The 25,573-nt window shown below is 71.9% G+C and carries 21 protein-coding genes; 10 read left to right on the forward strand and 11 right to left on the reverse strand.

From position 1 onward, the window contains the following. Positions 1-41: 41 nt before the first annotated feature. From VHU88_05860 to VHU88_05870, 3 genes are all read right to left on the reverse strand, one after another. Positions 42-3,224 carry an ATP-binding protein gene (locus VHU88_05860; protein HEX3611194.1) on the reverse strand — a complete coding sequence of 1,061 codons (3,183 nt, stop codon included), beginning with the start codon at positions 3,222-3,224 and terminating at the stop codon, positions 42-44. Between the two features lie 150 nt (positions 3,225-3,374). Further along, positions 3,375-4,010, reverse strand: coding sequence for a hypothetical protein (locus VHU88_05865; protein ID HEX3611195.1), 636 nt, complete (start codon positions 4,008-4,010; stop codon positions 3,375-3,377). A 16-nt stretch (positions 4,011-4,026) separates the two neighbouring features. After that, positions 4,027-5,226 (reverse strand): branched-chain amino acid ABC transporter permease, encoded by a 1,200-nt coding sequence (locus tag VHU88_05870; GenBank protein HEX3611196.1) that lies wholly within the window; start codon positions 5,224-5,226, stop codon positions 4,027-4,029. A gap of 116 nt (positions 5,227-5,342) precedes the next feature. On the opposite strand from VHU88_05870, the gene VHU88_05875 reads away from it, so the two are divergent. Together VHU88_05875 and VHU88_05880 are read left to right on the forward strand one after the other, a co-directional pair. Beyond that, a complete protein-coding gene (locus tag VHU88_05875; GenBank protein ID HEX3611197.1) occupies positions 5,343-5,618 on the forward strand; it encodes a helix-turn-helix domain-containing protein in 276 nt (91 codons plus the stop codon). Positions 5,619-5,716: 98 nt separating this feature from the next. Further along, entirely contained in the window at positions 5,717-6,979 is a 1,263-nt protein-coding gene (locus VHU88_05880) for a hypothetical protein (GenBank protein HEX3611198.1), read from the forward strand. On the opposite strand, the gene VHU88_05885 is transcribed toward VHU88_05880, so the two are convergent. Further along, positions 6,945-7,403 (reverse strand): carboxymuconolactone decarboxylase family protein, encoded by a 459-nt coding sequence (locus tag VHU88_05885; protein HEX3611199.1) that lies wholly within the window; start codon positions 7,401-7,403, stop codon positions 6,945-6,947. The two genes, VHU88_05880 and VHU88_05885, sit on opposite strands and share 35 nt — an antisense overlap. A gap of 85 nt (positions 7,404-7,488) precedes the next feature. After that, a complete protein-coding gene (locus VHU88_05890; protein HEX3611200.1) occupies positions 7,489-8,406 on the reverse strand; it encodes a phytanoyl-CoA dioxygenase family protein in 918 nt (305 codons plus the stop codon). A gap of 227 nt (positions 8,407-8,633) precedes the next feature. On the opposite strand from VHU88_05890, the gene VHU88_05895 reads away from it, so the two are divergent. Next, the gene (locus VHU88_05895) at positions 8,634-8,765 is read left to right on the forward strand and encodes a hypothetical protein (GenBank protein HEX3611201.1); all 132 of its coding nucleotides are present in this window, start codon (positions 8,634-8,636) and stop codon (positions 8,763-8,765) included. Between the two features lie 7 nt (positions 8,766-8,772). On the opposite strand, the gene VHU88_05900 is transcribed toward VHU88_05895, so the two are convergent. Further along, entirely contained in the window at positions 8,773-10,371 is a 1,599-nt protein-coding gene (locus VHU88_05900; GenBank protein ID HEX3611202.1) for a hypothetical protein, read from the reverse strand. 97 nt (positions 10,372-10,468) lie between these two features. On the opposite strand from VHU88_05900, the gene VHU88_05905 reads away from it, so the two are divergent. Both VHU88_05905 and VHU88_05910 read left to right on the forward strand, forming a co-directional pair. Beyond that, positions 10,469-11,503, forward strand: coding sequence for a MoxR family ATPase (locus VHU88_05905; GenBank protein ID HEX3611203.1), 1,035 nt, complete (start codon positions 10,469-10,471; stop codon positions 11,501-11,503). After that, the gene (locus VHU88_05910) at positions 11,500-12,708 is read left to right on the forward strand and encodes a VWA domain-containing protein (GenBank protein HEX3611204.1); all 1,209 of its coding nucleotides are present in this window, start codon (positions 11,500-11,502) and stop codon (positions 12,706-12,708) included. Before VHU88_05905 ends, VHU88_05910 begins: the two co-directional genes overlap by 4 nt. A 13-nt stretch (positions 12,709-12,721) precedes the next feature. Here the strand turns inward: VHU88_05910 and VHU88_05915 are convergent, their stop codons facing one another. Together VHU88_05915 and VHU88_05920 are read right to left on the reverse strand one after the other, a co-directional pair. Next, positions 12,722-13,780, reverse strand: a complete 1,059-nt coding sequence (locus VHU88_05915) for an alcohol dehydrogenase catalytic domain-containing protein (protein HEX3611205.1) — start codon at positions 13,778-13,780, stop codon at positions 12,722-12,724. 82 nt (positions 13,781-13,862) lie between these two features. After that, positions 13,863-16,193 carry a hypothetical protein gene (locus tag VHU88_05920; protein ID HEX3611206.1) on the reverse strand — a complete coding sequence of 777 codons (2,331 nt, stop codon included), beginning with the start codon at positions 16,191-16,193 and terminating at the stop codon, positions 13,863-13,865. Between the two features lie 169 nt (positions 16,194-16,362). Here VHU88_05920 and VHU88_05925 point away from each other — a divergent pair, with 169 nt between their 5' ends. Then, entirely contained in the window at positions 16,363-16,836 is a 474-nt protein-coding gene (locus tag VHU88_05925) for a GNAT family N-acetyltransferase (GenBank protein ID HEX3611207.1), read from the forward strand. 9 nt (positions 16,837-16,845) lie between these two features. Beyond that, positions 16,846-17,607 (forward strand): polysaccharide deacetylase family protein, encoded by a 762-nt coding sequence (locus tag VHU88_05930; GenBank protein HEX3611208.1) that lies wholly within the window; start codon positions 16,846-16,848, stop codon positions 17,605-17,607. Positions 17,608-17,610: 3 nt separating this feature from the next. Here the strand turns inward: VHU88_05930 and VHU88_05935 are convergent, their stop codons facing one another. Beyond that, a complete protein-coding gene (locus VHU88_05935) occupies positions 17,611-18,087 on the reverse strand; it encodes an SRPBCC family protein (protein ID HEX3611209.1) in 477 nt (158 codons plus the stop codon). 117 nt (positions 18,088-18,204) lie between these two features. Here VHU88_05935 and VHU88_05940 point away from each other — a divergent pair, with 117 nt between their 5' ends. From VHU88_05940 to VHU88_05950, 3 genes are all read left to right on the forward strand, one after another. After that, entirely contained in the window at positions 18,205-18,987 is a 783-nt protein-coding gene (locus VHU88_05940) for an LLM class F420-dependent oxidoreductase (protein ID HEX3611210.1), read from the forward strand. 171 nt (positions 18,988-19,158) lie between these two features. After that, positions 19,159-19,338: a hypothetical protein gene (locus VHU88_05945; protein ID HEX3611211.1), complete on the forward strand. Its 180-nt coding sequence runs from the start codon at positions 19,159-19,161 to the stop codon at positions 19,336-19,338. 12 nt (positions 19,339-19,350) lie between these two features. Then, positions 19,351-20,235 carry a methyltransferase domain-containing protein gene (locus tag VHU88_05950; GenBank protein HEX3611212.1) on the forward strand — a complete coding sequence of 295 codons (885 nt, stop codon included), beginning with the start codon at positions 19,351-19,353 and terminating at the stop codon, positions 20,233-20,235. Positions 20,236-20,242: 7 nt separating this feature from the next. Here VHU88_05950 and recD read toward each other — a convergent pair whose 3' ends face one another. Then, the gene (gene recD / locus VHU88_05955; protein HEX3611213.1) at positions 20,243-22,144 is read right to left on the reverse strand and encodes an exodeoxyribonuclease V subunit alpha; all 1,902 of its coding nucleotides are present in this window, start codon (positions 22,142-22,144) and stop codon (positions 20,243-20,245) included. Continuing rightward, positions 22,141-25,536 carry a UvrD-helicase domain-containing protein gene (locus tag VHU88_05960; protein ID HEX3611214.1) on the reverse strand — a complete coding sequence of 1,132 codons (3,396 nt, stop codon included), beginning with the start codon at positions 25,534-25,536 and terminating at the stop codon, positions 22,141-22,143. Before VHU88_05960 ends, recD begins: the two co-directional genes overlap by 4 nt. Positions 25,537-25,573: the final 37 nt, after the last annotated feature.

Here is a 25,573-nt window from a genome sequence, read left to right on the forward strand (position 1 = left end):
CGGACGTCGTCCGCAGATGTCGTGAGGATCGGCCCGGACGCTCAGGGTTCCAGGCCGGTCTCGACCAGGCGCTCGGCCAGTTCGCGCAGCTTGATGTTGCGCTGGTTCGACGTCTTGCGCAGCCGGTCGAATGCCGTCTGGTGGGTGAGGCGGTGGCGCTCCATGAGGATGCCGACGGCGTGCGCCACCGTGCGCTGGCCGTCGAGGGCCCGGCGCAGGTGCTCCTCGGTGTGCAGGTGGCCGCTCTCGCGGAAGGCCCGGTCCAGCGCGGTGGCCAGCAGATCGCCGAGCATGCCCGCCAGTGCGCGCTCGTCGGTGGAGACCAGGCGCGGTGCGGCGAATTCGATCCACACCGAGTGCGGCTGCTCCGGAGCGGTCGCCGAGACCAGCAGGCCCGGCACCGGCATCCCCGGCCGCGGTGGCTCGGTCTCCTGGCGGGCCGCGCAGATCGTGTCGTACAGCCGCGGCGAAACCTCGGCGGTCGCGTGGGTGCCCGAGGCGCAGATGTAGGTGTCCGGCGTGACCCCGGGCTCGTCGCGGAACAGGATCGCCTCGCCCTCGAACAGCTCGCCGAGGCCGGTCACCGCCGCCGCCTGGAGCTCGGCCAGGTCGACCTGCTCGACCAGTTCGGCGGCCAGTTGCGAGGCGGCGTCGCGCCGGTTGCGGAAGTTCCGCTCCCGGGTGACGTCGCGCACCGCGCAGACGACCAGGTCCTCGCCGCTGTCCGGGTGCGGCACGGTCGAGACGGTCAGGGACACCCACACCAACCGGCCGTTGTTGTGTCGGATCGGCAGCTCGAAGGTCCCGGCCGGTCCGGAGGCGACGGCTTCCCGCAGCGTCCGGTCGAACAGCTCACGGTGCTCGACGTCGACCTCGTCCGGCGCCCATGCGTAGGGCGGCGCGTAGGGCAGGCCGGCGCGGCCGAAGCCGGTCAGGTGCGCGAACGCGTCGTTCATGTCCAGCACGACGCCGGACCCGGTGGCGATCACGACGCCCTCGGTCAGGGAGCTGAGCATCGCGGCCCGCCACGAGGCGTCGCGGGAGCGGGCCCGGGCCCGCTCCAGGTTCGCCCGTAGCCGGGCCACCAGGTCCGGGCCGGAGAACGGCTTGACCACGTAGTCGTCCGCGCCGGCGCCGAGGCCTTCGGCGGTGGCCTCCTCGCCGGCCCGCGCGGAGAGCATCACCACCGGCATGTTGGCCAGGTCCGGATCCGCGCGAATCGCCGCCAGCAGCCCGAAGCCGTCGGTGCCGGGCATCATCACGTCGGCCAGGATCAGGTCGTGGGGCGAGCGCCGGGCCTCCTTGAGCGCGGCGTCACCGTCGTTGGCCAGGGTCACGTCGAACTCGGTGCCCAGCAGGCTGCGCAGGTAGGAGCGCATGTCGGCGTTGTCCTCGGCGATCAGTAGCCGGGGACGGTCGCGTTGCGCCCGCCGGTCCGGGCGCGGGCCGGGCCCGGACCACGACAGTGCCTCCTGCAGGTACGGCGCGGCGGATTCGGCGTCCGACAGCACCGACTCGATGGGGATCTGCGGGCCCTCCCCGTAGGGCACCCGGACGGTGAACACCGAGCCGACCTCGGGCTCCGAGCCGACCTCGACCGTGCCGCCGAGCAGCTTGAGCAGTTCCCCGACCAGCGCCAACCCGATGCCGCAGCCCTCCTGCGAGCGCCCGGCGGTGTTCCGGGCCCGGTAGAAGCGCTCGAACAGACGGGGCAGGTCCTCGGCGTCGATGCCCACGCCGGTGTCGGCGACGACCAGTTCGGCGTGGGTCCCGGTGTCGCGCAGCCGCACCTGGATCGACCCGGCCAAGGTGTACTTCACCGCGTTGGACAGCAGGTTCAGGACGACCCGTTCCCACATCTCGATGTCGATGAACGCCGAGCGGGGCAGCTGCGGGATCGCGACGTCGAAGCGCAGGCCGGCCGCGTCGACCGCGGGCGCGAAGTTCGCGGCCAGCGCCGCGGTGGCCGCCGAGAGGTTGACCGGCGCGGGCTGCGGGGTGAGCCGACCGGCCTCGATGCGGGCGAAGTCGAGCATGCCGCGCACCAGCGTCGAGAGGCGTTCGGTGTTGCGGGCCGCGATGCCGATCAGGTCGCGGTGCGCAGGCGCCAGCGGGGTTTCCTCGTCGGAGAGGACGTCGGCCAGCGGCGCCCCGATCAACGTCAACGGGGTGCGCAGTTCGTGGCTCACGTCGGCGAAGAACGCGCTCTTGGCCTCGTCCAGATCGGCCAGCGCCTGGACCCGGGACCGCTCGTGCTCCAGCCGACGGGCACCGCTCAGCGCTGCCGCGAGGTGGACCGAAGCGGTGTTGATGAACACCCGGTAGGACGCGTCGAAGGGTAGGTTCGGGCTCAGCGCGACGGTCAGCACCGCCACGCCCTTGGTCTCACCGGGCTCGCACACCGCGGTCGCGAACAACTGCTTGTGCGGGGCGGTGCCGTCGGGTGCCTGCTCGATGAGCACTCCGTTGGGGGACTGCGCCGCCCGGGCCAGGTCCGCCGGCTCCAGCACCACCCGGACACCGCCGCCGCGGGTGACCCGGGGCGGCCAGGCATCCATCCGGTGGATCGCCACCCCGGGCAGGTCGGCGACGTTGGCCTCGAGGATCGCCGCGGCCCGGTCGACCACGCTCTCGGAGTCGGAGATCGTGGACATCTCCCCGGACAGTTGCAGGATCGTCTCCTGCCGCCGTGCCGCGATCACCTGTTCGGTGGTCTCGGTGAGCGCGCACAGCACGCCGCCGACGTGCCCGGACTCCATCGTGATCGGGGAGTAGGAGAACGTGAAGTAGCACTCCTCGGTGAACCCGTGCCGGTCGATGAACTGCGGTTGGTCCTCCGACCAGGTCGCGCCCTCACCGGCCAGCACGCCGTGCAGCATCGGCCCGATGACTTCCCAGATCTCCGGCCAGACCGCTTGCCCGGGGGCGCCGAGGGCGTCGGAGTGCTTGTTCTCGCCCATGATCTGGCGGTACGCGTCGTTGTAGAGCATGACGAGTTCCGGGCCCCACCACAGGACCATCGGGAACTTCGAGGACACGCACATGCCGACGGCCGAGCGCAGCGTGGCCGGCCAGCCCGCCAGCGGCCCGAGCGGGTTGTTGGACCAGTCGTGGGCCGCGATCGCCGGGCCCATCTCGCCGCAGGACTGCAGGTGCGACTGCCAGCGCGCGCTGACGTCCGCGCCGGGGGCCGATTGCTGTGGAACGCTGGGCTTCTTGGGCATACCTGTCCAGGAACCGTGCCCTCGTGAGAGGGCGGCGGCGGGTCGGCTGCTTGTTCAACCGCTCGCCGTCGCGAGCCTATCCCGGCTCAAGCGGGATGGACCGGTCAACGCGACCACAGGTGCCCCGTCGGGTGAATCCGCCACGAAGGTTCAGCGCGCCTGGCTGAACTTCACCGTGTAGGTCTTGCCGTCGACCTTGGTCAGCTCGACCTGGAGCTTGCCGGCGCGAACCGACTTGCCAGGGGTCAGCGTCAGTTTCTTGCCGCCGACGGTGAGCACGAGCTGCTTGGCCGAGGCCTTGTCGAGCTTGGCGGTGCTGCCGAGGACCTTCGCGGTGCCGGTGGCGGTGCCGGCGAACAGCACCGTGCAGGTCGAGCCGCTGCAGGAGGTGTGCAACCCGCCGGGCATCGAGGCGGCCATGTTCGGGTCGGACATGTTCATCGGCATCGCCGAGGAAGCCATCGTCGACCCGTCGGGCATCTTCATGGTCCCGCCGGTCGACGGCGCCGCGGGACCGCTGCCCTTCATGGTCATCCCGGGCATGTTCATCCCGGGCATGCTCGACGAACTGCCCGAGGACCCGCCGGACGAGCCACCGCCGGACATCCCCGGCATCGACGACATCGAGGAGGATCCCGGGCCCATGTCCATGCCGGACATGGAGTTGTCGTCGGCTGAGTTGGTGTTGCCGGACTGGCCGATCACGGTGCCGAACATGATCACCACCCCGGTCACGCCGGCGAGGAACGGCATGACTCCGACGTCGGTGCGGATGCCAAAATTCATCAGTTTGCTCCCGGCCTCAGTTGCTCGCCGTGCTGCGTCGATCGGGGGACCAGAAGTCCACACCGCCGTCCTCGGCGCGCAAGGTGCGATAGGCCTGTGCGGCCGATCGGTCCGGCAGTTGGGCCCAGCGCGGTCGCCGGGGCCGCGACACCAGCGTGAGCATCCCGCGCGGACCGTCCTTCGCCCACACGTGCCGGACCTTCTCGATCCCGTCGGCCAGGGCCCCGCTCACGCCGCGTGGCCCGAGCAGGACGCCGACCAGCAGGGCCACGCCACCGAGCAGCAGGGGCTGGAATCGGTACTGCTCGAGTGCCATCGGCAACGCCATGAAGAACATTCCGCCGAGGAACACGGCGGGCACCGAGTCGAACCCGGCGAAGACCGGGACGGCCAGGAAGAACACCGACTGCAGCGCGAAGAACTGGTCGACCCCGGGCGGGGCACCCAGTTGTGGGGCCCACAGCGCGCCGCCGATCCCGGCGAACAGGCCGCCCATGGCGAACCCGGCGATGCGGTACTTCCACGGGTTCACGCCGACCGAGGCGGCGGCCTGCTTGTCGGTGCCGACCAGCAGCATCGCCCGGCCGTACCGGGAGTGCCGGAACCGTTCCACCAGTACGACGCACACGATCGAGAGCACCATCAGGAAGAAGTACTCGCCGTGCTCGTTGCGCAGGGACAGCCCGTAGAAGTTGGGCCGTGGCACGAACGGCGCCTGCAGGCCGCCGGTGAGCTTGCCGGAGGTGAAGACCGAGTTCTCGATCGTGAACTGCACGGCCAGCGTCAGGATCATCACGTAGATCGCGGTCAGCCGGGCGGAGACCATCGCGACCGCGATCGAGATCGCCACCACGATCGCCGTACCGAACAGGCAGGCCACCGGGTACGGCCAGTTCAGGCCGTCGGTGTTGGTGCGGTAGGCCCAGCCGGAGAGGTAGATCGCGGTGCCGGTCAGGCCGGCCTGCATCAGGGTGATCTCGCGGGCGTAGCCGGACACGATCAGCGTCCCCAGCGCGACGATGCCCATGATGAACGACATCTGGATGATGAACAGCCAGTAGTTGTTCTCGAACGTGCCCAGCGCCACACCGAGCACGACCAGCAGCGGCTTGCCGATGCCGCGATTGTGACGACCGGAGATCCCGGCAAACACCTCCTCGGAGCGCTCCTGGGACCGATGGAGAGTGGACCTCCGGGCCAGCGTGATGCTGGACACGGCGCCTCCCAACATAAAGACTGACTGGTCGGTTTGTTTGGTACATTGTCGGTGCGGGACTGTGTACTACTCAGGACTGGCGGACGCAGGTCGCGGTGCCGAAGATCGGCCCTGACGTGCGGGCGGCCCGTCGCGGCCAATTCGTTTCTGCTGCCCGCGCGCCGGCCGCTGAAACCGGGTTCCGCACGCCGACGATCGACGACGTGTGCGCCCGCGCGGGGCTGTCCAAGGGCGCTTTCCACGTGCACTTCTCGTCCAAGCAGGAGCTGCTGCACCACGCTGACGACCCGGCCGGATTCCGGTGGGAGAACGTGGCGAAGGTCGTCGACATCCTGCTCGACCACCTGCGGGTGAACACGCGGGTTTTAGGGCACCTCTCCCAGTCCCGATAGGCGGCGTGGCCACCCGTCCGCATCCGCCTGGGACTGGGAGACATGCCCTGCGGCGTGTGTCCCGGATTCCCGGGCGCCGGCTGGGTATGGTCCGACAGGTGCGGGTTCGGACCACGATCGTGGCGGCAACAGTTCTGGCGGTGAGCGTCCCGGGCCTGGCCCTGGCCGTGAGCAAGGCGAACGGCGCCGCCGACCCACCGGAGGGGTCCGCGGCACCGCTGTACGCATTGCCGGCGCACCCGGCCTACCCGCAGCCCTGCCCGCCGCCGCCGCTGCCGCACCACAAGCACCACGGCGGGCCACACAAGCCGCACAAGCCGCACGGCCCGAAGATCCCGGACGCGAAGCTGCCCGAGGCGCCCGCGCTCCGACCGCATCACCCCGACCTGTCGCCGATCCGCGGCAAGGGGATGTGGATGACGACCTGGGCGGACTCGAAGGTCGACGTGCCCGCCGTGGTCGCCGCGGCCAAGGCCGGTGGACTGCGCCAGCTGTGGGTGCGAACCGGAGGCAGCAAGCAGGGCTGGTACGGCAGGCCCTTGCTGGACAAGCTGTTGCCGGCCGCACACCACGCCGGGATCGCCGTGGTGGCCTGGGACTTCCCGATGCTGTCCGACCCCATCGCCGACGCGCTGCGAGCCGACGCGGCCTTGCTCAACACGTTCGGCGGGGAGCGCCTGGACGCGTTCAGCCCGGACATCGAGACCCGCGCCGAAGGCACGTACAACTCCGCGGAGCGGGTGGCCCTGTACCTGGCCCACGTGCGCCTGGCGGCCGGCAACCGACCGGTCGTGGCCACCGTGATGCGCCCGACGCCGAGTCAGCTGAAGGACTATCCGTACCAGACCGAGGCGCGGTACGTCGACGCGTTCGCGCCGATGGACTACTGGTCCTGCCACGAGCCGGGCGAGACCGCCGTGGACTCGATCCGCGCACTGGCCGCGATGCGACCGGTGCACCCGGTGGGTCAGGCCTACGACATGAAGTGGGAGGGCGGGCGCTGGGGAAAGCCGACGCCGCAGGAGGTCTGGCGGTTCGTCGACGCCTCCCGCCGCGCCGGTGCGATCGGGGCCAGCCTCTACGATGCCGAGACGGCCACCGACGAGGAGCGGCACGCGATGAACGCCTATCCGTGGTCGAAGGTCGACCAGGACCGCGTGGAGGCCACGACCTTGTCCGAACCGGATCCGGCGTCGACGGCGCCGGCCGAGCCGGGGCCGGAACCGGTCGCCGGCCCGACCCCGAGCGCGGCTCCGACCGCTACCTCAGCTCCGACCGCTACCTCAGCTCCGACCGCTACCGCGGCTCCGACCCCGGCGGCGCCGGTCAGCCCCAGTCCTGGCCCGCGGGCTGACGGGTAGTCACGTTCAGTCGGTTGAAGAAGTTGCTGGTCGCGATCCACAGCACCAGTGCGGCCAGTTCCGGCTCGCTGAAGTGCTTTGCGGCCGCGTCCCAGATCTCGTCCGGTACCGCGTCGGGAGTGTCGGCCAGCCGGGTCGCGGACTCGGCCAGGGCCAGCGCGGCCCGCTCGGCCTCGGTGAAGTAGTCCGTCTCACGCCAGGCGACCGCGGTGAACAGTCGCTCGTCGGACATCCCGGCCCGCCGCAGCCCGCGGGCGCCGCTGTCCACGCAGGCGCTGCAACCGTTGATCTGACTGACCCTCAGGTGCACCAGGCCGAGAACCTCGGCCGGGACGCCGGCGCTGTGGGCCGACTGGTAGAGCGTGGCGATTGCCTTCTGCACGTCCGGCAGCAGGGCTGGGACAGCGTTGATGCGAGCCTGCACGGTGGTTCCCCCTCGTTCTCGGGTGGCACATTCCGTTCTGCTGACGGTCGGGCCTACCCAGATGTGACGGGTTTCCGGCGACGTCTCACATGTTGAGACGTGGTGCCGGTGGCGACTCCCAGTTCTCGCCCTGCTGCAGGGCGAACAGCGACGTGTAGCCGCCCGACCAGTCCGGGGGGACCATGCAGGGGCGCGGGTCGTGGGCGGCCCAGCGGGCCGGCTTCCCGCGGACGACCGCTCCGGCGTAGCGGCTGGGCAGCGGGTTGGCGGTGTACGGGAAGGCGTCGGCGGCCGAGTACACGTTGAGCAGCAGGGGGCGCCCGGCATCGGACAGGTTCGGCCGCGACCCGTGCACCACCCGGCAGTTGTGGATGGTGATCGACCCGGCCGGGCCGGTGAGCTGGGCGGCATCCTCGACCGGAACGGTCTTGACGTCCGCATCGGACAGGCAGCCGGTCCACTGGTCGTTCGGGTCGTACTGGGAGTACAGGTCGCCGAGATGGGTCCCGGGGACCACCATCAGCGGTCCCTGGTCGGGCCCGCAGTCGTACAGGTACAGCCCGGCGGTCAGCGGCGAGTAGTTCGTGTGCGGCCAGTACGTGATGTCCTGGTGCCACTTCACCTCGGTACCACCCTGCGCCCACTTGAAATTGAGCTTGCTGTGGTGGAACTTCACATCGGGCCCGACCAGGTCGGACATGACGTCGGCCAGCGGGGACTGGGCCGCAAATCGCCAGAACTCCGGGTGTTGATCGACCGGGCTGGTCAGGCGGCGCAGGCGCGGTGTCTGCGCGGTGTGCCCCGGCTCGACGTCGAAGATCGCGTCGGACTGGGTCAGCGCCCGGGAGCGGTCGACCATCTCGTCGGTGGCTGCCCGCAGCCGGTCCAGCCACTTGGCACCGATCACCGACTCGACGAGCAGGTAGCCGTTCTCGAAATAGAACTCCTGCTGCGCCCGGGTGAGCACGTGGGGTTGCCGGGCGAGGATCTCCTCCGGATTCATGGCTCCCATGTTTCCCCTGCGACGTCCCCGGCTCAATCCCCGCGGGGTCGGCACATTCGGCGCGGTCCCGACGTCAACTCCCCGGAGCCCGTGCCGGCATCGAGGACGCGAGGGTCGGGGCATGGACGGACAGCAGGTGCTGGCGCGGGGCCCGGGCGGTCGCCGCGCTCTACAACGGCCGTGCGCAGGCCGCCCGTGCGGCGTGGGTCGACGCCCCGCCCGGTGCGGTGGTCGTCATCGGCGGGCAGATCCGCATCGCGCCGGCCTTCACCGTCCGCGACGGCCGGATCATCGGCATCGAGGCCATGGCCGACCCGGAGCAGATCGCCGCACTCGACCTGCAGGAAGTGGCGGGCTGACGGTCCGTCAGCCCAGCACGATCTCCCGCAGCGCGGCTCGCAGCAGGTCGGCGATGCCGTCCCAGTTGGCGGCCTCGGCGTTGCCTGCCTCCTGTGCCCGGGGCTCGGTGGCCTCGCCCGCGCCCTTTCGCCACCCGATCGCCTCGCCCTCGCAGGCGGCGATCAGCGCGAGCACCAGGTCGCGGTCGTAGGCGCAGATCCGCGCGGTCTCCATCGCGGTCAGGCCTGAGCCGTTCGGGGCCAGTTGGTTGATGGTCGCCAGCGCCGGGTGCATCGACTCCGCGTCGGTGCTGATCTGGGGCAACGGCGCTTCGGCGTCCTCGAAGAAGCGGCGTCCGCCGAGTTCCGGGCGCAGCCGGTCGTCCATCTCGTCGGCCAGGTTCATCATCAGCCCGACGGCCCACAGCAGCAGTTCCGGCACGAACGGGTCGCACCACAGTTCGTAGCTCGCCAGCACCCGGCCGCCGGTCCAGGTCAGCTTCGCGAAGCGGATGCTGCGGTTGGCCCGGTTGATCCGCTCCAGCGCGAGCGCGTCACCGGCGGTGCCGAGCAGCAACGGCGAGAACAGTTCCACCACCGGGACGTCCGGGGAGACGTGGACGAACACCATCGCGCTGCCCGAGTGGATGGGGATGTCGCCGTCCTCGTCGTGGACGATCGGGTGGTCGAAATATGCCGCCAACGTCTCCTCGACCGCGGCGCGCAGGTCGGCCTGGGCGACCGCCGCGCGCGGCGTCTCGTCGCGGTGCGGTCGGTCGAACCCGGGCAGCTCGAGGAACGAGGGGTGCGGGACGTCGAAGACGTCGCGGATCGTGGCCAACGTCATCGTGACCAGGTGCGCGGAGGCCGACCGCGGCACCTCGGCGACGAAGTTCGCCGAGCCCTCCGGGAACTCCCCACCCGGGTCCTCGGCCGGCGCGGTCCAACCGATCGCGACCAGGGCGGTCTGCCGGGCCTCGGACAGCGCCAGCCGCTTGTCCAGGTAGGCATTGCCGGACACCTCGCCGCGGATGTGGTCCGCACCGACGCCATGGATCTGCACGTACGGGGCGACGCCCTCCAACTGGGCCGCGTCGATCGCGGTGGGCAGCCCGATGATGAACGAGTCGTGCCGGCCCAGCGACTCCACCAGCACCCCGAGCCGCTCGGTGAAGCCGGTCCAGGCCGAGTCGATCGCCGAGTCCAGGTCGAAGCCGGCTACCGCCCGGCGGGTCACGCCGGTGTGGTCGGCCGGTTCCGGGACGGCGGTCTCGGCTGCCGCCGCGGGCGATTCCTCGCCGAGATCGTGGAACGCCACCAGCACCGTCCGGCGCAGTTGGTCGGCGTTGCGGCAGCTCTTCAGGTACCGCAGATCATCGATGATCGAGACGTCGCCGAGCCCGGCCGCGCGCAGCTCGGCCGCCACCCAGGAGCGGGCGTCGGGGTCGCGGCTCAGCCAGCCGTCGCGCAGCGTGCTCCACAGATCGCGGACGAACTGGGTCGCCGGCCGGGCCCCGTACCGGCGACGCAGCCCGACCAGCGGGTCGTCGACCAGCTCGAGCTCGCCGGCCAGCTCGCTCAGCAGGTCCTGGGGGATCGACTCCCACTTGAAGCGGTACCGCGGCATCCGGGCTCCTCGGGACGCGTGCGCCGATGTCGTAGGCGATCATCGTGCCGGTCCGGGCACGGCGGTTCCGTTCGGGGTGCGCCCGTACTGTTCGGTCATGACGACCGAGGCCGCGGCCGGCGACATCCGCGCCGATCTGCGCGCGGTGATCACCGGTTCGGGCCTGAGCCTGCTGGGCGACTGGCTCGGTCCCGAGCAGGTCAAGCGCGACGTGCTCGCCGTCCTGTACGCCGGCCGGCACCTCCTGCTGGAGGGGCCGGTCGGGTCGGGCAAGACCCTGCTGGCCTCGGCGATCGCCCGGGCGCTGCCGGCCATCCGGCTGGCGGGCTGCGACTTCGGCTGCCTGCCCGGCGAACAGGCCTGCCCGCAGTGCGCGCACCGTGCTGCTCTTGGCGAGCCGCTCTCCGAACGCGTGGTCGGCGGGTTCGACCGCCTGGTGCGGGTGCAGGGCTCGCCGGACCTGCTGCCCGAGGACCTCGTCGGCGACCTCGATCCGGCGGCCGCGTTGCGGTTCGGTGCGCTCGACGTCCGGGCGCTGCGGCCGGGCCGGTTGCTGCGGGCGCATCGGCGCATCCTGTTCCTCGACGAGGTGAACCGGATGTCCGAGCGTCTGCAGAACCTGCTGCTGGAGTTGCTCGAGGAACGGGCGATGACCGTCGGCGGCTACGACACCCGGTTCGGCGTCGACACGGTCGTGGTCGCGACGATGAACCCGGCCGAGTACGTCGGGGTGGAACGGTTGTCCGAGGCGTTGGCCGACCGTTTCGAGCGGGTCCGGCTGGAGTACCCAACTCCGGCCGACGAGGTGCGGATCCTGCGTTCCCGCGTCGATCTGACGATGCCTCACCTGGATCCGGCGCCGGCCGAGGTGGCGCAGTCGGTCGTCGAGTTCGCCAACGGTCTGCGGGCCGACGCCGAGGTGCGCACGCCACCGAGTGTGCGGGCCAGCCTGGCGGCGTACGAACTCGCCGTCACCGTCCACGCGTTGAGTCCGGCCGAGGGCTGGCCTGCCGCGGTGCGGTCCGCGGTGCGGTTGGCCTTCCGGGGCCGGATCGCGTTGGCCCACACCAGTCCCGACGTCGGGCGGCCGGACGCCTGGCTCGACGCCCGGCTGGGTGCCGGTCGGGCATGACCGCGACCGGCGTCGACGTCGAGCTCGCCGAGGTGGCCGCATTGTTGCGGACCCATCCTGACGTGAGGTCAGGTCCCAGCGTGCGCGCGGTTCTGGCCGCCGCGGAGCTGTACGTGGCGGTCGGTGCGGTGGCCGGGGCCGGTCCGCCGCAGGAGCACCTGGTCCGCCTGCTGCGGGCGGCGTTGCTGTCGCTGCCGCACCGGTTGCGGGTGCGGCCGGGCGCCGACGCGGTGCTGATCGTGTGGGATGCGGTGCTTGCCGTGGCACGACCAGTCACCGAGCCCGACGAGCCGCCGGAGAATCGCGAGGCGCAAGCGCCTGTCCAGACCCGGCCGGTGTTCCGGCTCGGGGACGGCGGCGCCGGATCGGGGGCCGCGCGGGACCGGGCCGGGTTGCCTGGCGTGGAACCGGAGATCGCGGCGCTGCTGGTCGACGTGCTGCGTCCAACCCGCCGTGGTCCGTTGGCCGACGGTCTGACGCCGGGCCCGGCTCGGCCGCCGAGCGGGGAACGGGGCGCGCCGACCCGGATGCGGCCGGGGGACCCGTCGCGGGACCTGTCGGTACGGGCCAGCCTGCGTGCCGCGCTGCGCGACCCGACGGCCTCGGCCGACCCGGCGACCTGGCCGAGCGACGCGCTGCGGGTGCGTCCACCGCGGCCGGACGTCGCGCTGGACGTGGTGCTGGCCCTGGACATCTCCGCGTCCATGGCCGGCGCGGAGGTGACGCCGTTGGCCCGCGCGATCACCGGGGCAGTGGTGCGGGCCGGGCACCGGGTGGCGCTGCAGGTGTTCGCCGCGACCAGCGCGCACCTGTGCGGCTTCACTCGCGACCCGGCGCGGTTGCTGGCTGCGGCCGGGCACTACGAGCCGGCCCACCCGACCAATCTGGAGGCCGCGATCTTCGCCGCGCACGACCTGCTGGCGCGGGAGGGGTCGCGCTCCCGGGCCGGGGTGATCCTGCTGGTGACCGACGCCGAGCCCACCGTGTGCGGGACCCCCCGCCGGCGCGCCCGCGGATACGGCGCCGCCATCTCGCGAATGGCCGCGGCCGACGCCGCCGCGGCGGCCAACGCCGACGGGATCACGGTGTCGGTGCTGTGCCCACCCCGGGGCACGGTCGAGTGCATCGACGAGGACTTCGCCTCCCGCCTGGCCACCGCCGGTGGCGGGACGGCCCGCAGCTACCCCGCCTCCGTCGCCCGCTGACCCCCACGGCCCGTCAGCGGGTCGGGTCGAGCACGATCTTGGTGGCCTCGCGCTCGTGGAACATCCGGTAGGCCTCGGCCGCCTGCGACATCGGCATCCGGTGGGAGATGATCCGGCTCGGGTTGAGCTTGCCCGCCGAGATCAGCGCGAGGGTCTCGTCCATGTACTTGGGGATGTTGCAGGCCCCTCCGCCGATCAGGCGGATGCCCTTGATCCACAGCTCGCCCCAGGGCAGTTCGAGCGTCTCGTCGACGTAGACCGCCGGCACGGCCAACGCCCCGCCGGCCCGCGGCAGGCGCATCGCGATCGCCAACGCCGACGGGTGCCCGGCGGCGTCCACCACGACGTCCGCGCCGCGCCACTCGGTGAGGTCCAGCACAACGTCGATCGGGTCGGTCTCGTCCGGGTTCACGGTCACCGCGCCGTAGGCTTCGGCCTCCTTCAGGCGGGCCGGCACCTTGTCGATGATGACCACCTGCGAGGCGCCCAACGCCTGAGCGGACATCGCCGCGCACAGCCCGACCGGGCCGGCGCCGACGATTGCCACCGTGTCGCCCGGTTCCATCGCCACGCGCACCGACTCGTAGCCGGTCGCCATGATGTCGCCGACGAACAGGAAGTCCTCGTCGGTCCCGGCGCCGCCGTCAGGAACCTTGCGGCAGACCAGATCCGCGTTCGGGACCACGACATACTCGGCCTGGCCGCCGTCGAGGTCGCCGAAGGTCAGACCCATCCCGAAGATCATCACGCCCATGCACTTGCCGGGCTGGCCGCGGCGGCAGGTGTAGCAGTGGCCGCAGTTGACGACGCACGAGACGACGACGCGGTCGCCGGCCTCCACGAGGTTCACCCCGGGGCCGACGTCGGTGACCGTGCCGAGGAACTCGTGGCCGAGGCGCAGGTCGTCCTCGAGCTCGAGCTTGCCTGCGTAGGGCGCGATGTCGGTGCCGCAGATCGCCGTCATCTCGACCTGCAGCATGATCTCGCCCTGCGAAAGTTCGGTCGGCGCGGGGACGTCCTCGACCTCGATCTGGTACGGGCTCTTCAGGACAACCGCGCGCATCGTCGCCATGGCCAACCTTCCGCCGGGGTGGGGAACCGATTCCAGTTTCCCACCCCGATCGGACAGTGTGTCCAGCGGGTGGCTCCAGCTGTTACTGGTAGCTGATCATCACCGGGGTGGGCACCTTGGTCATGGTCTCGGTGGGGGACAGGATCGGGTGGTCCTTGACGTAGAAGTCCTTCCAGCCCAGCCAGTGCACTCCGGGCGGCAGGTTGTCCTTGACCACCTTCCACGTGGCGTCCTTGTCGTAGGGCATGCCCTGCCCGTCCATGTGGACCAGCATCGCGAGGTTGTCGTGCGTGGTGACCAGGCTCGACTCGTCGAGGATCATCGACTTGCGGAACTGGTGGATCACGAACAGCTTCTGCGGCAGGTGGTTGGCCGCCGTCAGATCCGACAGCCAGGCGCTGACGCTGTTCAACTCACTGGCCTCGATGCTGCCGATCTGGCCGAGCGGGTGCTGGCCGGGCTGCAGCTTCCACTCCGGGTCGACGGCCAGGCCGACCCACGGGAGCTTCAGCAGCGGCTCGTACATCTTGGCCTGGGTCAGGGCGTTCTGCAGGCCAGGCTGCAGGTCGAGCACGACGTACATCCCGGCGGCGCCGGCCTGCTGGACCCAGGAGACCAACTGATCCATCGGGGTCTTCGCTGAGTACGTGCCGTCGCTGGTCGGATTGCCCACCGCGGTGGTCGTGATGATCTCGAAGGTCGGGACCACCGGCACGTCGGACAGCGAGTTGTACTGACCGGCGACCTGCTTGGCCCGCGCGATGCTGGCGGGCAGGTCCTGTGCGCCGAGCACGCCGAGTTCCGGCGCCATCATGTGGCCGTAGAGCGCGACCAGGCGGCGGCCAGGGAAGAACATCGCCCCGCCGCCGGGGATCTGCAGGCCGGTGCTCGCGGTCGCGACCCGATCGGCGACCAGCGCCGGCGGTCCGAAGTCGTGGCCCACGGCCAAGACCTTGTCGGGGTGCTGCGCGGTCAGGGCCTCGACCGAGCAGGCGCCGTCGCGGGGGTCGTCGACGGACAAGGCGATCACCCGGGCGCCGGCGGCCAGTGCGCTGGCCGCGCCGGCGATCGCTCCCACGTTCGCGGAGTCCGCCGGGTCGTTCGGGTCCAGCGCTGGGGTCGGGCTGGTCTTGTCCGGGACGGGTGTGTCGAAGGCCGGCACGAACACGGTCAGGCCGCTCAGTGCCTTGGGCGCCGAGGTGTGCGGCAGGTTCGCCGGATCGGTGATGACCTTGACCCCGGGCAGCGCCGTGGCCACGTCGGCGGCCACGGTCGGGTCGGCCGCATAGACGACCTGTGGGCTCAGCCGCTTGATCTCGGCTGTCCAGGGGCGGTCGGCGGGGGCGATGACCGGCGCGGTGGTCGCGGTGGGCGAAGCGCTCGCCGACGGCGTCGCCTTCGCGTTCGACGAACTGGCCGAGGCGGTGGGGGTCGGCGTGGCGCTCGGGGTAGCGGCCTGGGCCTGGTCGCCCGGTGGGGCGGGCTTGATCGAGGTGAGCAGGCAGGAGTTGTCCGGCGGGGTCGCCGGCTCGTCGGACAACGGGATGTTCGGGTTCACCGACGGTGCGGCGCTCGGGGGCAGCGCCGTCGAACCGCCGGTGGCGGACCCCGCCGAGGGCGTGATTTGACACGGCCCGCCGGTCGGCGACACGCAGCCTCCTGCGGCTGGCGTCGGGCTCGTGTCCAGCGGCGTGACGTTCGCGGCCGGGGTGGCCGAGATCGCCTGCGGCGCGGGGCTGCACGGAGCGCCGGCCGAGGCGGTGACCGGCCCGCCGGCCGGGATCACCGGGGTGCCCAGCAACGGGAACGTCGCGGGGTCGTTGGCCAGCCGGTCGATGATCGGACCGAATTTCTCCTCCAGCGACGATGACGAGGACGACGACCCGGTCGTCGGATTCGGCGTCTGGACCGGCCGCACCGGGTTGGTGCTCAGGGGGCCGCGCATCGGTTCGGACCGCGAGGCCGCCGTCGGGCCGGTGGTGCCGCCCGGCGCGCCTGACGAGGAGTCAGTTGGTGCGGTCGTGGTGGTGGGCGCGGCCGGACCCGTCGCGGGGGCCGGGCTCGGGGCGGCCGGCGTGGGTGCGTCGAGCAGCATGGGGACGCCGAGTTGCCGGGCCTTCTCGGCGGCGGTCCGGACCTCCGACCGGTCCTCGACCGACGCGATGACCACCACCGGTGCCGAGCTGAACAGCGTCGCGGAGACCCCGGCTGCCACCGCCTCGGGGGTCTGGCCCCCCAGCACGGTCGTGCAGTCATTCGGTTCGTGGACCCCGGCGGCGCTTCCCCCGGAGTCGCCGCCGGCGGCAGGTTTGGTGCCGCCGTGCCCGCAGGCAGCCAGCGTCAGCGTCGCCGCGGTCAGCACGCCGAGGGAACGCAGTCGAGTGAGCCGTCGTGCCCGCGTCGAGGACGCCACCGAACCCCCGCAATGTTGGTTTGTGATCTTTGACCGCCAAGCTACCTTCGAGCTTCCGCAGCGCGCGGGCAACCTGCCCAGTGCAATGCCCTGTCAAGATCTGTGCGTGAATGCAAGCTTTCCGGATCCACGGGTCGCGACAGCTGACGACATTCCCGAACTTGTCGCTTTGATCGAATCCGCGTACCGGGGTGAGTCGTCCCGGATCGGGTGGACGACCGAGGCAGATCTGCTCTCCGGGCAACGTCTGGATGCCGTGATGCTCGCCGAGGAACTGGCCGATCCGACGTTCCGGATGTTCGTGGTCCCCGACGCCGAGGGCCCACTGGCCTGTGCCGCGGTGACCGATCGCGGCCGTGGCACCGCTTACTTCGGGATGTTCGCGGTGCGCCCGAACGCCCAGGGCGGCGGCATCGGGTCGTGGCTGCTGGCCCGCGCGGAGGAGCACGCGCGGTCGCTGGGGGCGAGGCGGATGGAGATGACCGTGCTGTGGATGCGCACGGATCTGATCGCCTGGTACGCGCGGCGGGGGTACGTGCCGACCGGGGATCGGGTTCCGTTCCCCGCGGGTGATCCACGGTTCGGTCTGCCGTTGCGCCCGGATCTGGCATTCGTCGTACTCGCGGCGCAGCTGACGCCGTAGCTTGGAATCGTGCCTACTCGCGCGTTTCGTGCCCTGCTGGTCGTCGGTCTGACCGCGACCGGCCTGACGGGCTTGGGCGCGCCGGCCCTGGCCGATTCGGCCGCAGGTTGTCCGCCGGTGCGGCCCGGGGTGATCGATCGGGCGCCCGGGTCCGGGAAGACCGTGGCGCTGACCTTCGACGACGGACCGAGTCCGTGGACGGCGAAGATCCTTGCGGTGCTGGAGAAGTACGACGTCCCGGCGACCTTCTTCGACACCGGTGCGCACGACTCCGCGTTCCCCGACGACATCCGCGCCGAGGCCGCCGCCGGCGACCCGGTCGGCGACCACACCTGGGACCACCAGTACCCGAAGGACGTGCGCGGCGGTTGGTCGCAGTCGTACCTGCGCGACCAACTCGGGCGCACCGACGCGGTTCAGCAGAAGCTGACCGGCCGACGGACCTGCCTGTTCCGGGCACCAGGAGGGGAGACCAGCAACGCGCTGCCGGAGGTGGCGCGGTCGCTGGGGCTGACGATGATCGGGTGGAGCGTCGACACCGAGGACTGGAAGCAACCTGACCACCAGTCAGTTTCGGCAGTGCATCGGATCGTGGCCGCCGCGACGGCCTCGCCGGGCAGCCACCCGATCGTGCTGATGCACGCCGGGAAGGCCAGTCACGAGCCGTTGTCCGTGGTGTCGGACTACCGGGGCAACACCGTGGCGGCCCTGCCTGCGGTCATTGCGTGGTACCGCTCGCACGGGTACCGCTTCGTGACGATGGAGCAGTAGCGGTCAGTCGGTCTCCAGCACGGCCTTCATGCGTTCCAGGGTCTGCCGAATGCCGTTGCGGTTCGTGGTGACCCGCAGCCGTCCGAACAGCAGCCAGTAGAGCTTCAGCGGCAGGCTCGGTGTCAGCCGGAACGACTCGGTGACCTCGCTGCCGTCGGCGCGGGGCGCAATGCGGTAGCCCCAGGTGTTCACCTCGCGGCCACCCGGCACCTCGACCACGAACGCGAACTCGCGCTCCGGGTCGGCGGTGACCACCCGAGCGGTCGTCCAGTACATGGGGCCGCGGCCGTTTCGTTTGACGTGCCCCTGGAACCGCGCCCCGACGGCGGGGCCGGTCGCCGGGGCGATCCAGCGGCCCTCCAGCGTCTCCGGGGAGAACTCGCCGATCCGCGTGACGTCGGTGACCAGCGCCCAAACGGCGGCCGGCGTCGCCTTCATCGTGACAGTTACCGAGTCGCCCATCGGCGTCAGCAGGACCATGTCGGGTCAGATTAGTCACCGCCGCCGGGGAAGCATTGTGGGTGACGGGGCGTTGCCTCCGCAGGATCCCGGTGTCCGGCGCCCCGTACCGCGCTACGACCTGACGAGGAGAAGCCTGTGCCCGATCGTCCGATCCGAATCGGAATCCAGATCCAACCCCAGCACGCGAGCTACCAACAGATCCGCGACGCGGTCGCCCGGGCCGAGGACATCGGCGCCGACACGATCTTCAACTGGGACCACTTCTACCCGCTCTACGGCGAACCCGAAGGCGCGCACTTCGAGGCCTGGACGATGCTGGGCGCCTGGGCCGAGGCGACCTCTCGCGCCGAGATCGGCTGCCTGGTCACCTGCAACAGCTACCGCAACCCGGAGTTGCTGGCCGACATGGCGCGGACCGTCGACCACATCGCGAAGGGCCGGTTGATCCTCGGCATCGGTTCGGGCTGGTTCGAGAAGGACTACACCGAGTACGGCTACGAGTTCGGCACTGCCGGCGGGCGCCTCGACATGCTCGCCGAGGCGATGCCGCGCATCGTCGAGCGCTGGGGCAAGTTGAACCCGGCACCGACCCGCAAGATCCCGGTGCTGATCGGTGGAGGCGGCGAGAAGAAGACGCTGAAGATCACCGCGCAGTACGCCGACATCTGGCACGGGTTCGGCGACCCCGATGTGATCGCGCACAAGTGCAAGGTGCTCGACGAGTGGTGCGCCTCGCTCAACCGCGACCCCGCCGAGATCGAGCGGTCGGTCGGCGTCGGGGAGAAGCGCCCCAAGGAGGTGGCCGACGACCTGCTGGCAGCCGGCGTCCGCATGTTCACCGTGGCTGCGGGTGGCCCGGACTACGACCTGTCGAAGCTGCAGGAGTGGGTTGCCTGGCGCGACGCGCAGAGCCGCTGATCAGTCGGCTCGACCGGTTGGAGATCGAAGGCTCGGTGCGCGGCCGCCGCGCGGGCGGGACACGATGGGCTAAAAGCCCGCCCAGCGGCTTTTCGGTGGGTACATTCGATTTGGGCGCTTCGGCGCAACATCGGGCGCCCGAGACTTGCCGGTACAAACCGAGGAGTGCCAATGCGCCGGTTGCTGATCAGCAGCCTGCTCGCGGGCGCGGCGCTGATCGCCGTGCCCTCCGTCGGGGCCGCCGCGGTCCTTGCCGACGCGCCGCCCGGAGGCCCGTCGTTGCCGGTGTGCCTCACCGCCAACGTCGGTGGTCTGGACCTGAACCAGCTGTGCAAGGACTCCGGCAAATAACCTGATCCGGCGGTGTCCGGCGCGGCGGATCCCTGGGCTGACTGGTTGCTGCGCCGCCGCGACGGCGGGGACGCGGCGAATCGCGCGATCGCCCGGGCAGCGCTGCACCGGATACGCGACCGACTGCTGGCCGGGGTCGACCCCCAGCCCGGTGAACACGTTCTGGACGTCGGCTGCGGCGATGGGCTGATCGGCCTGCGCGCGGCCGAACTCGTCGGACCTACCGGCCGCGTCGTCCTCAGCGATATCTCACCGACGCTGCTGGAGCACTGCCGGCAGGCCGCGCTGGCCGCCGGCCTGCACGAGCGCTGCGCCTACGTCGTCGCCGCCCTGCCGGAACTTCGCGGCATCGCCGACACGGCCTTCGACGTGGTCACCGACCGCTCGGTGCTCATCTACATCCCGGACAAGGCAACCGCGTTGGCCGCGATGCACCGCGTGCTGCGCCCCGGCGGGCGCCTGGGCCTGTTCGAGCCGATCAACCGGTTCACCAGCGCCCGCGACCCCGGCCGGCTGTGGGGCTTCGCAGTGCACGGCGCCGAGGAACTCGCCGCCCGGGTCAACGCCGTCGCGGCGGCCGACGCCCCCGAGGCCGCGGCGATGCTCAGCTTCGACGAACGCGACCTGTTCACGACGGTGGCCGCGGTCGGCTTCGTCGACGTCCGGATGGACTACCACGCCGAAGTCCTCGACGGCCGGTCGCCCGCGTCGAGCATCGAGGCGTTCCTGGCCACCGCGCCCAACCCACTCGCGCCGACCTACGCCGAGCTCCTGGCCGAGGCGTTGTCGCCGACCGAGGCGGAGATCCTGCGCGCCAAGTTGGCCCGCGCGTTCGCCGCCGGCGACCACCGCCGCCGCTCCGCGGTCGTCCACATAAGCGCCACCCGGGCCGGCTGACGCCCAGTCAGCTCCCGTCGGCGACGCGCAATCGCGGCCCGAGCCCGGTCGCCCGTGCCGCCGGATGCGTGACCGCCCGGGCCACCGCGTCCACCGAACCGACCAGCCGCACCGCGGACCCGGCCCGTGTGATCGCGGTGTACAGCGTCTGCCGGTTCGCCAAGGGCGAATCCGGTGGCGGCAGCATGATCGTCACCCGGGCGAACTCACTGCCCTGCGCCCGGTGCACGGTCATCGCATGGACGCTGCGGACGGCCGGCAGCCGGGCCACGGCCACGGTCCGGATCCGGCTACCGCGCCGGAAGGCCGCGGCGGTGCCGGTCGCGGCATCCGGCGCCGCCACGATGACGCCGGTGTCGCCGTTGAACAGCTCCAGTTCGGCGTCGTTGGCCGTGACGAGGATCGGCTCACCGAGATAGCGGCCGTCCGGCCGCGCTGCCGGGGTGTGGCCGGCCGCTGCCAGCCATGCGACAACCCGGTCGCCCCACAGCCGCACGCCGAACGGTCCGGCCCGATGCGCGCAGAGCAACCGGTGACTGTCGGCCGCGGCCAGCGCCGCCGACGCGTCGCCCACCGCGGCCGCCGCAGTCATCGCCGCGCCCGCCGCCAGTACGTCGGCCCGCAAGGCTGCCAGCGCCCGATCGTCCGGGATCGCCCCGGGCGGGAGCTCGACGAACTCGACGCCGTCCACGCCGGACCGCAGGATCCGCAGCGTCTCCTCGACCGCTCCCTCCCGCACGGCCGCGGCCAACGTCGCGATCCGGCCTTGCGCCGCGAACCGCCGACTCCCGGTCAGCCGCGCGACGCAGGGTGCCAACGCGTTGCTGCCGTCCTGGACCCCCGAGGTGAGGTCGCCCAGCACCGCGCCGGCCTCGACCGAGGCCAACTGGTCCGGGTCGCCCACCAGGATGAGCCGCGAGTTCGGTCGCACGGCCTCGGTCAGCCGCGCCATGAGCGTCAGCGAGACCATCGAGGTCTCGTCGATCACGACCACGTCGTGCGGCAACCGGTTGGTGCGGTCGTGCCGGAAACGGGTCCGGCTGCCGGGCCGGAACCCGAGCAGTCGGTGCACGGTGGTGGCCACGGCCTCCCCGACGCGTTCCCGGTCGCCGGCCTCGAAGCTCGCGACGGCGGACTGCACGGCCTCGGTCAGCCGCGCGGCCGCCTTGCCGGTCGGCGCGGCCAAGGCGATCCGCAGTGGTGGGCCGGGCTGGTCGCACAGCAGTGCCAACAGCCGCGCGACGGTGGTGGTCTTGCCGGTACCCGGCCCACCCGCGATCACGGTCAGCCGCGACCGGACGGCGTGCTCGGCCGCGACCCGCTGATCCGCATCGCCGGCCAACGGGAACAGCCGGTCCAGCGCCGTGCGCAAGTGCGCCTCGTCCACCTCGGGCGCGGCCGCGGCGGCCCGGGCCAGCAGATCCGCGGCCACCTCGCGTTCCTGACTGAAGTAGCGGTCCAGCCACAGCGAGCCGCCGACCATCCGCAACGGCCGACCCGGCGGGTCGCCCGGCCCGGCCACCAACGGACTGGCCGCGCACACCGCCCGCCACCGCTCCGGCTCCGGCCAGTCCAGGTCGGCCGTGGCGCCGGCGGGAACCAGGTCGTCGTCGGTCGCGGCCCGGTCCGGGTCGTCCGGGACGATCTCCTGGGCCACGGTCGCCAGATCCAGCACCACCGAGCCGCCCCGCGTGCCGCGCACGGTCAACGCTGCGGCGAGCAGCACGGCCGGGTCGCACTCGCCGCCCAGTCGGCCGAGCGCGGTGGCGACGTGCACGTCGGCGGCCGAGAGGATGCCCGCGGTGTTGAACTCACCGAGCAGCCCGTCGGACCACAACGACCGGTCGGGGCTGAACTCGTCGCGGAACGCGACACCTGCCGGGCGGCCCGCCACGGCTCCTTCGGTCATCGCCCGGCCGCCAACAGGTCGCTGACCGCAACGATCGCTGCCGCGGGCGGCCGCCAGGTGAACACCCCGGGCACCTGTTCGGCCGAGTCGGCGACGTCCGGTCCGGGCATCCCGCGCAGGAACAGGTACAGCGCGCCACCGAGATGCTGTTCCGGCGAATAGGCGACCTGACGCCAGGTCAGATAGCGGTGCACCGCCACCTGATACAGCAACGCCTGCAGCGGGTAGTCCGCCGCATTCATGGCCGCCGCCAACGAATCCGGGGCGTAGTGCCGCAGGTCGGCGGGGGTTCCGAACGGATGCAACCGGTTGGTCTTGTAGTCGACCACCACGTACGCACCCGAACCCAGCCGCAGCACGGCGTCGATGCTGCCGGTCAGGTAGCCGCGCAACGGCTGCTCGGCCAACTCCGGCCCGGCCAACCGCGGCAGCCAGGCCCGCACCGGGTCGTCCGGGCGCAGCGTCCGATCCAACACCGGGGCCAGGTCGGCCAGCCGCAATCGCCCCGCCGGGCGGTCCCCACCGGCCAACGGGAGCTCGAACTCCAACTCGCTCAACTGATCGCGCCGCCCGAACGAGGCCAACGACCGCCCCTGTGCCGCCTCGCCCAACGGCGTCCGCAGCGTGACCGCCAACGCCGCCGCCAACTCGCCCGGCTCGACCCCGTACAACGGGGTCCGCCCCAACGCGACGCCGCACTCGACGAGCAACACCTCGGCCAGGTCGGGCGCCGAATGGTCTACCGCCTCCAGCACCGAGTGCACCAGGGTGCCGAAGGCCGCGCCGCCCGGCAGATCCGCGATCGGCGGGGGCGGCGGCCCGGCCGGTGCCGCCGCTGCCTCGACCGCCGGCGCCGCGGCCTCGTCGACCGTTCCGACGGCGTCCGGATCGTCAGCGGTGGTGGCCGATTCCCCGGCGGCGTGGGCCAATGCGGTCAACGCGCTGTAGGAGGTCCGCCGCCAGTCGGTGTCGATCTCCCGGTCCAGCACGGCGGCCACCGGGTCGCAGGCCTGCGACCGCGGGGCCTGCCACACCTGGACCTGACGGACCGTCACATCGGCTGTGGCGAGTCCACCTCCCGACCCGGAAGCCCGGACCGCGGCCAGGGTGCGTGCCGCGGCGTCGTCGGGCAGGTACCCGGGCGAGGTGCCTGGCCCGCCGAACAGCAGCCGGTTCAGCGAGGAGTACGCCGTCGTCGTCGACCGCGCCCACCACAGGGTCAACGCCGACCGGGCCCGGGTCGCCGCGACGTAGAGCAGGCGCAGATCCTCGCCGTCGTCCTCCAGATGGTGCGCCGCGACGGCCTCCCGCCACCCGCTGCTGCCCCGGCCGCCGACGTTGGTCAGCCGCCGGCCGGTCGGGTCGTGGTAGCGAGCCACGTCCGGCTCGTCGACCCACCGGCTCCACCCGAACGGCACGTAGACCAGCGGGAACTCCAGGCCCTTGCTCATGTGCACGGTGACCACCTGGACCGCCCGGGCATCGGAGTCCAGCCGCCGACTGCGCTCGGCCGTCGGGTCGAGCCGATCGGACTCCTGCACCCGCCGGCGCAGCCAGGTCAACAACGCCGCCGGCCCGAGCGACTCGGTGGTGGCGACCGCGTGCAGCACGTCGGCGATGTGCCGCAGGTCGGTGGCCAGTCGTTCGCCGCCGGTGCGCCCCAGCAGTCGGGCGGTGCCCCGGTGGTCGGCGTCGACGGCGGCGAACAACGCGGCGACGCCGTCGCGGCGCAGCACCGCGCCCCAGGCACGGACCTGCTGCGCCAACGCGTCGTGTCCCGCGTCGCCCCAACCCAGCAACGTGCGGGCACCGACCCCGACGAACGCCGACAACGCCAACCGCCGCACCACGCCCGCCCGGTGCGGCTGCTCCAACGCCTCCAGCAGGGCCAGCCAGTCCGTTGCCGCGCGGGTGGCGAACACGTTCGTCCGGGCCTGCAGCACACACGGCACCCCGGCAGCCAGCAGCGCCGTGCGCACCTGCTCGGCCTGCGAATTCGTCCGCACCAGCACGGCGATGTCGCCCGGGGTGACGGCAACCGCTTCCGCCTCGGGCCGCGCCCGCAGCGTGCTGCCGTCGCCGAGCACCCCGACGATCTCGGCGACCAGATCGGTTGTGACGCGCTCGCGCACCTGCGGCGCCAGGGGCAGCCCGTCCTTGGACGTCGGGAACCCGGCGGTGTCGAGCATCCGCAGCTGGACCGCGGCTCGACCGTCGGGCCGGTGCAGCAGAGGTTCGGGTCGTCCGGCTTGCACCGGCCGCACGACGATCCGGTCGTCGCCGAGGGCCGCCCCGCAGAACACCGCGTCGAGCCCGCGCAGCACCCCGGCGTCGCTGCGCCAGTTCACCGGCAGCCCGGCGCGTCGGTCGGCGGAGGCCGCCGCGGCCAGGTAGCTGTGCAGATCGCCACCGCGGAACGCGTAGATCGCCTGCTTCGGGTCGCCGATCAGCACCAAGGTGGTGTGGCCGGCGAACGCGGTGCGCAGGATCTGCCACTGCACCGGATCGGTGTCCTGGAACTCGTCGACCAGCACGACCCGGAACTCCTCGCGCAGCCGGGCGGCCACCGCCGGCCCGGCCTGCGGGTGGACCAGCACGTCGCGCAACCCGATCAGCAGGTCGTCGAAGCTCATCGCCCGGTGTGCCTGCAGCCGCGCGACGACGTCGTGCCGCACCCGTTGCGCGAATCTGGTCCGGACAGCTGCCGGACCGGTCTCGCTTGCCGGGTCCGGCGCGAGCTCGGCGTGCCGGTCGCCGGCGGCCGCGGCGGCGATGTCCAACGCGTCGCGCACCCCGAACGTGGGGTCGCCGGCGACCGCCCAGCGCCGCACGTACAGGTCGAGTGCCACCTCGCGCACCAGCTCGCTGATGTCCTCGACCAGTTCGGTGTCCGGGTCGGCGTCGGCGGCCGAGCCCAGGCCGCGGATCACGAGTTGGCAGAACCGGTGCGTGGTCACGATCGTGGCCGCGTCGAAGTCCGCGGTGGCGGCGGACAGCCGGGCCAGCCGTCGCGCGACGACGTCGCTCGACCCATCGGCCAGGTGGGCGAGCAACGGGTCGACAGGCCGCGCCGAACCGTCCGCGACGAACGCGCTCAACGCGTCGCGTGCCTCGGTCAGCCGTTCCCGGACCCGCTCCCGCAGCTCGCGGGTGGCGGCCCGACCGAAGGTGATCAGCAGCAGTTGGGCCAGGTCGACGACGCCCTCGGCGACGTACCGGGTGACCAGCGCCGCGATCGTCCAGGTCTTGCCGGTGCCCGCGCTGGCCTCCAGCAGCGTGGTCCCGGTCGGCAGCGGAGCGAGCACGTCGAACGGCACCGGTTCCAGCCCTGAGGCACCGTCAGACACCCGTCGGTGCAAGGTTCCCGAGCCTGATCCGACCGTCGTACTCATCGGCGCACCATCGATCGCCCGCACTGGTCGGAGGTGG

It is taken from the genome of Sporichthyaceae bacterium (genome assembly GCA_036269075.1).
Taxonomy (GTDB): Bacteria; Actinomycetota; Actinomycetes; order Sporichthyales; family Sporichthyaceae; genus DASQPJ01.

Coding starts and splice junctions, on each gene's coding strand:
- VHU88_05860 (HEX3611194.1), bottom strand. CDS start 3,224: ATGCCCAAGAAGCCCAGCGTTCCACAGCAATCGGCCCCCGGCGCGGAC.
- VHU88_05865 (HEX3611195.1), bottom strand. CDS start 4,010: ATGAATTTTGGCATCCGCACCGACGTCGGAGTCATGCCGTTCCTCGCC.
- VHU88_05890 (HEX3611200.1), bottom strand. CDS start 8,406: ATGAATCCGGAGGAGATCCTCGCCCGGCAACCCCACGTGCTCACCCGG.
- VHU88_05900 (HEX3611202.1), bottom strand. CDS start 10,371: ATGCCGCGGTACCGCTTCAAGTGGGAGTCGATCCCCCAGGACCTGCTG.
- VHU88_05905 (HEX3611203.1), top strand. CDS start 10,469: ATGACGACCGAGGCCGCGGCCGGCGACATCCGCGCCGATCTGCGCGCG.
- VHU88_05910 (HEX3611204.1), top strand. CDS start 11,500: ATGACCGCGACCGGCGTCGACGTCGAGCTCGCCGAGGTGGCCGCATTG.
- VHU88_05915 (HEX3611205.1), bottom strand. CDS start 13,780: ATGGCGACGATGCGCGCGGTTGTCCTGAAGAGCCCGTACCAGATCGAG.
- VHU88_05935 (HEX3611209.1), bottom strand. CDS start 18,087: ATGGTCCTGCTGACGCCGATGGGCGACTCGGTAACTGTCACGATGAAG.
- VHU88_05945 (HEX3611211.1), top strand. CDS start 19,159: ATGCGCCGGTTGCTGATCAGCAGCCTGCTCGCGGGCGCGGCGCTGATC.
- recD (HEX3611213.1), bottom strand. CDS start 22,144: ATGACCGAAGGAGCCGTGGCGGGCCGCCCGGCAGGTGTCGCGTTCCGC.
- VHU88_05960 (HEX3611214.1), bottom strand. CDS start 25,536: ATGAGTACGACGGTCGGATCAGGCTCGGGAACCTTGCACCGACGGGTG.